The 5,916-nt window shown below is 43.4% G+C and carries 6 protein-coding genes; 1 reads left to right on the top strand and 5 read right to left on the bottom strand.

Annotated elements, in window-relative coordinates; genetic code table 11:
* Positions 1-41: 41 nt before the first annotated feature.
* Positions 42-2,300 (bottom strand): hydratase, encoded by a 2,259-nt coding sequence (locus QVP40_RS07270; RefSeq protein WP_022067808.1) that lies wholly within the window; start codon positions 2,298-2,300, stop codon positions 42-44.
* Positions 2,301-2,478: 178 nt separating this feature from the next.
* Between QVP40_RS07270 and QVP40_RS07265 the strand changes: the two genes are divergently transcribed.
* Positions 2,479-2,745, top strand: a complete 267-nt coding sequence (locus QVP40_RS07265; protein WP_022067807.1) for a hypothetical protein — start codon at positions 2,479-2,481, stop codon at positions 2,743-2,745.
* Here the strand turns inward: QVP40_RS07265 and QVP40_RS07260 are convergent, their stop codons facing one another.
* From QVP40_RS07260 to QVP40_RS07245, 4 genes are all read right to left on the bottom strand, one after another.
* Positions 2,746-3,615 (bottom strand): hypothetical protein, encoded by an 870-nt coding sequence (locus QVP40_RS07260; protein ID WP_022067806.1) that lies wholly within the window; start codon positions 3,613-3,615, stop codon positions 2,746-2,748. It abuts the gene before it with no gap.
* A gap of 175 nt (positions 3,616-3,790) precedes the next feature.
* On the bottom strand, positions 3,791-4,021 hold the full coding sequence (locus QVP40_RS07255; RefSeq protein ID WP_288200378.1) for an acyltransferase family protein: 231 nt from the start codon (positions 4,019-4,021) through the stop codon (positions 3,791-3,793).
* Position 4,022: 1 nt separating this feature from the next.
* Positions 4,023-4,985: an NAD(P)-dependent oxidoreductase gene (locus QVP40_RS07250; RefSeq protein WP_022067805.1), complete on the bottom strand. Its 963-nt coding sequence runs from the start codon at positions 4,983-4,985 to the stop codon at positions 4,023-4,025.
* Positions 4,986-4,991: 6 nt separating this feature from the next.
* The coding region (locus QVP40_RS07245; RefSeq protein WP_288200377.1) for a glucose-6-phosphate isomerase at positions 4,992-5,916 on the bottom strand (925 nt) is incomplete at its 5' end.

Here is a 5,916-nt window from a genome sequence, read left to right as displayed (position 1 = left end):
ACAGCCTTGGCAGGCCATCGCGTAGCGATTTTGTTCAATTCTTATTTTCTGTTGTAATTGATCAGACAGCCTTTCAATATGATTTCTCTTTCATCGTCTGTCAGTTCTCCGAGAGTTACCTGAAATTCTTTCAGGCCTTCCGGTCTTACCACATATCCTGAGATATTTTCCGCTTTTTCAGCCACAGCCTTACGGATACCAGGGAACAGAAGGTAATCTCCATTCTCAAACGGAAGCTCTCCGTCCTGAATCAGGAATGGGAGCATACCCCAGTTGATCAGGTTGGAACGATATCTTTTTGTTGCATATTCATTGGCAATATTTGCCCAGCCTCCAAGTACTTTCTGACAGGATGCCGCCTGCTCTCTGGCAGAACCATCGCCCGGTTTTACCGCAAAGATCGTACTTCCAATACCCAGATTACCATCGCCGATCTCCGGGAACTGTTTCTGAATGGTTTCCATTACCTGCTGCAGTTCCGGCACAGCCTCCAGAGGGCATTTGCCTTCCTGGATTGCTTTCTGGGCTTTCTGAATTTCCTTGGCGCGGCCTACATACTCGGGATCCTTTCTGGACAAAGTAAATTCTGCCAGTCCAAGAGGATTGGAGCGATAGGATGAGGTTTCTCCTGAAGGGATCAGCTCGTCTGTTGTTGTAACCGGATCATGGATTTCAGAAACTACTTTCAGTACAAGATTCTCTGCCAACTCCGGCATTTCCGGCCAGTCCTTAATGTTTGGTCCGAACTGGATCTCCACATCTGGATCTGCTACGCCCTTGCTGTCAAAAATACGATTTTCGTAAATTGTTTTGTCAAAGAAATACTTCTGGCCTGTATAAGTTCCGGTAAAGTTTTCTGCTGAAGTCAGGAAACCTTTGTTTGCTGCTGTGGCTGCAATAGATCTTGCATCCATAAGCGCCACTGAGGAAATCTGTCCGTTCTGGATCTTGGAGCCTTCGCGGTTCGGGAAGTTTCTTGTTGTATGGCGGATGCTGAATGCATTATTTGCCGGTGTATCTCCTGCCCCAAAGCACGGTCCGCAGAATGCTGTTTTTACAACTGCGCCTGTTGCCATAAGGTCTGCCAGCACACCATTTTTTGCAAGCTCCATATAAATTGGTGTACTTGCAGGATATACGCTAAGTGTAAAAGCATCTGCACCGATGCTGGTTCCTCTGAGAATATCCGCTGCTGCACAGATATTTTCAAATCCGCCTCCGGCACAGCCTGCAATAATTCCCTGATCCACATAAAGCTTACCGTCAATTACTTTATCCCTTAAAGTAAACGGTACTTTTCCATCCAGACTTACCTGAGCTTTTTTCTCAACATCACTTAAAATATCATCAAGATTTTCATTCAGTTCATCAATGGTATATGTATTGCTCGGATGGAACGGCATAGCGATCATTGGCCTGATCTCGCTGAGATCCACTTCTACGCAGCCGTCATAATAAGCCACCTGACCCGGCTGAAGCTTTTTATAATCTTCTTTTCTTCCATGAATTTCATAAAATTCTTCAATAGTATCGTCAGTCTGCCAGATAGAAGAAAGACAGGTTGTCTCTGTAGTCATAACATCAATGCCGATTCGGAAATCCGCGCTGAGACCTGCCACTCCCGGTCCCACAAATTCCATGACTTTATTCTTCACATAACCATTTGCAAAAACTTTTCCGATAATAGCCAGCGCAACGTCCTGAGGACCAACTCCCGGCCGGGGCTCACCTTTCAGGTAAATAGCAACAACACCAGGCATATTGATGTCATAGGTCTGAGAAAGAAGCTGTTTTACCAGCTCACCTCCGCCTTCTCCCATTGCCATGGTTCCCAGAGCGCCATATCGGGTATGACTGTCAGAGCCAAGAATCATTTTTCCGCCTCCGGCCAGCATTTCACGGGCATACTGGTGAATCACGGCCTGATGAGGAGGTACATAAACACCGCCGTATTTTTTTGCACAGGTAAGTCCGAACATATGGTCATCTTCATTGATCGTTCCGCCTACTGCACACAGAGAGTTATGGCAGTTTGTCAGTACATAGGGAACCGGAAATTTTTCCAGACCGGACGCTCTGGCCGTCTGAATAATTCCTACAAAGGTAATATCATGAGATGTCAGTTTATCGAATTTAATCTGCAGTTTTTTCATGTTACCGGAAGTATTGTGAGCTTCCAGAATTCCATATGCCATCGTATTTTTCGCTGCCTCTTCCCTGGATACCGGCTGAGTCATGCTGTTTTCTTCTACGATATCATGGCCGTTTACAAGATAAACACCGCCTTCGTACAGTTTCATAATAGCTCCTCCATTCATAAAATATGGTCTGTATAATTATTTTATTATAGTGCATTTTCAGAAAATCTGCAATGAATTTTCTTTACTTATACACAGAGAATCTGTATACTGGTTACTGATATCGTTTAAGCAGAAGCTTATGCTGTCAGCAAAAAGGCAGCGGAATGGAGGATTTTTTATGTTTCGTTTATGGGGAAAAATATGGAAAAGCAATCATTTGATAAAAGATACCGTAGTATGCGATGATTCAGATGACACCAGAACTCATAAAATCTTCAAAGGCCTGGAAGAGATCTGCTATGAATTTGACCTGGAAAATCCCATCTGGCTTGACAGTACCATTACGGACTTTAAGCGTCATTCCAAAACGAGATTTTACCAGGATAGTTTTATAGAACAGATAGAATTCGATTATCTGGAAATTCAGGTCATCGAAGAAGACTGATCATTTTAGTTTTTTGTTGGTAATGGACAGATAATCTCTGTCCTTTGCTTTTTTGCGGGGAACAAAAAGGGAAATCACACTGCGTTTTCCTCTTCCTTTTGCATAAACGAAACCGATCACTGAGAACACCACAGCTCCTATAAAATTCACAAAAAGGTCCTTCATAGTGTCATAAAGCCCTATATCCAGATATCCTCCAAGTCCCAGCGCCTGCTGTGTTCCATCTCCGTGAACCAGAATTACGTCCGCGATTTCCCTGACAGCAATTGAGTGATTGGCTTTTGCCGGATCCAGCATAACACTGCTTACCATATTTACAATGGTATCCTTTTGCATATCAAAATTCAGGAACCGGTCCACTCCAAACTCAAAGAATTCCCACATTACGCCTACGGTCATGGAAAAGCAGAATGCTACCAGCGCCAGAAAAAAAGGCGACAGGTCAAAGGTCAGTTTTTCATTATCATTTAATAATAAGACCAGGGAAAAACCCACAGCCGCACACAAAAAGCCGTTCAGCGTATGAAGAATGGTGTCCCATCCGGGGATTACAATATAAAAAGCATTAATCTCCCCCAGGATCTCCGCAGCAAAAATAAAGCACAAAATAGAAATTTCCAGTCCTATCGGTATCTCTATCCTCAGCTTTACCTGAAGCCAGCTTGGAATATACAGAAGAAGCAGCGTCAGTACACTGAGGAAGAAGCTTTCATAATTGTGCAGAAAAATCTGACGCACCATACACACAATTACAAGAATCCTCAGTACAGAAAATACAATAAAGGTACTTCTGTGCTCCTTCAGTTCCATATTCACTGCCTGTCTCAGCGCCTTCATCCGGTTCTTTCTTTTTTCTCTTTTGTCTTTCATATCAAGTTTTCTCCTAATGGCATTTTTCTACATCAGCCACCTTTTTACAAAGGGAATTTTCCTAAGTAAGGCTGCTGCGATCCAGCTTATTATAAAAATCAGGAATATAACAATGGGAATTGCAATGATCGTGTTGCTCATCATCATACTGTCAATGCCGTTTCTGTGAAGAAGATCACGCACCAGCGCATGGATCAGGTAAATTCCAAAGGTACAGGCTCCCGCTGATCATAATAAAACCAGCTACCGCGAACCGGTTAATGCCATGGAAAAAATTTGATACTTTCCAGGTAAAGGTGTCTATGGGAATATCCCTGAAATGCTGAGAACCTGCATGAAGACCGATCACTGCGATACAGGCTGCTATGCGCAGCAGTTCAATCCACGTAATTCGTTTTTTATTCATATCAGTAAACCCTGTTTCTGTCCTCTCCGGCCAGAAATGCTTCTATATTTTTTACTACCTCATCTCTGCATCGGAATCTTGTTTCCACAGGCGCCCATGCTATATGAGGTGTGATCAGAAGTTTTTTGCTGTCCTGAATCTTAATAAGAGGGTTATCTTCTGCCATAGGTTCCTGTTTCAGTACGTCAAGCCCCGCTCCGGCAATCATATTTTGTGTAAGCGCAGTATAAAGATCCTCCTGATTTACAATAGGACCTCTTGCCACATTAATGAGAACCGATGTAGGTTTCATTTTTTTCAGCGCCTGAAGATCAATAAGATTTTCTGTCTGGCTGTTTAACGGCGCATGGATTGACAGAATATCCGACTCCTGTAATATTGTGTCAAAATCCACCTGTTTCCTGTCAGAGGTCAGCTGGTATTTTCTGCCGGATGCAGAGTAACAGATCACCTTGCAGCCAAAGGCTTCCGCAATGTCCGCAACCTTTTGCCCAATAGCTCCCATTCCGATGATTCCCCATGTTTTTCCGCTGAGTTCATAAAAACGCTGGGAAAAATACGAAAAATTGCGATTTTTTATATAAGCGCCTGATTTTACATAGTCGTCATAAAAGCTAAGTTTTTCCCACAGATAAAAAAACATGGCAAAAGTATGCTGGGCAACCGCATCTGTGGAATAACCGGCTACATTGCAGGCATGAATGCCGCGTTTTTTCAGATATTCTCCATCCAGATTATTGATTCCTGTTGCTGTCAGACAAACCAGCTTCAGATTTTTTGCGTCTTTGAGAGTTTCCTCACACATGGGAAGCTTGTTCGCCACAATAATATCCGCATCCTTTACCCGCTCAGGCATCTCCTTCTCTGAAGTGGATGGATAAATTGTAACTTCCCCAAGATGAAGAAAAGGGGTGAAGACCATGTCCTCACCCAGATTTTCTCCCTCAAGAAAAATAATTTTCATAAAGTATCAGAGTCTTTTAAGAAGCTCTTCTCTTTCTTTTTCATAGCCCGGCTTGCCAAGAAGAGCGAACATATTCTTCTTATAGCTTTCAACTCCCGGCTGGTTAAACGGATTTACTCCAAGAAGATATCCGCTGACGCCACATGCAAACTCAAAGAAATAGAATAACTGTCCCAGATAGAACTCGTTCTGCTCCGGAATATCAACTCTCAGGTTCGGAACCTGTCCGTCTGTATGAGCAAGGATTGTTCCGTTCATTGCGCTTTTATTAACAAAGTCAACCGTTTTTCCTGCCAGATAGTTCAGTCCGTCCAGATCCACTGCTTCTTCTCCGAGAACAAGCTCTGCGCTGGATTTTTCTACATTCATAACTGTCTCAAACAGGATACGGTTTCCATCCTGGATGAACTGACCCATAGAATGAAGGTCTGTTGTCAGATCTACTGCTGCCGGGAAAATACCTTTCTGATCTTTTCCTTCACTCTCTCCGTAAAGCTGTTTCCACCACTCATTGATATAGTGAAGGCTTGGTTCGTAATTTGCCAGAACCTCTACAGTTTTTCCCTTGCGAAGAAGAATGTTACGGATTGCAGCATATTTCAGCGCATCATTATCCTCAAAAGCATTGTTAAGCGCGATCTCCCGTCCGGAAGCAGCTCCTTCCATCAGCTTATCAATGTCAGCTCCGCTTACTGCGATCGGAAGAAGTCCTACAGCTGTAAGTACAGAATAGCGTCCTCCTACATCATCCGGAACAACAAACTCTTCATATCCTTCTTCGTCTGCAACCTTTTTCAGAGCTCCGCGAGCCTTGTCTGTTGTTGCATAGATTCTCTTTGCAGCGCCCTCTTTTCCGTATTTCTTTTCAAGGATTTCCTTAAATACACGGAAAGCAATGGCAGGCTCTGTAGTGGTACCGGATTTAGAGATC

It is taken from the genome of Blautia sp. CAG:257 (assembly GCF_000433815.1).
Taxonomy (GTDB): Bacteria; Bacillota; Clostridia; order Lachnospirales; family Lachnospiraceae; genus Blautia_A; species Blautia_A caecimuris.
The sequence above is the reverse complement of the archived record's forward strand: the minus strand, read 5'-3'. Positions and strand labels throughout refer to the sequence as shown.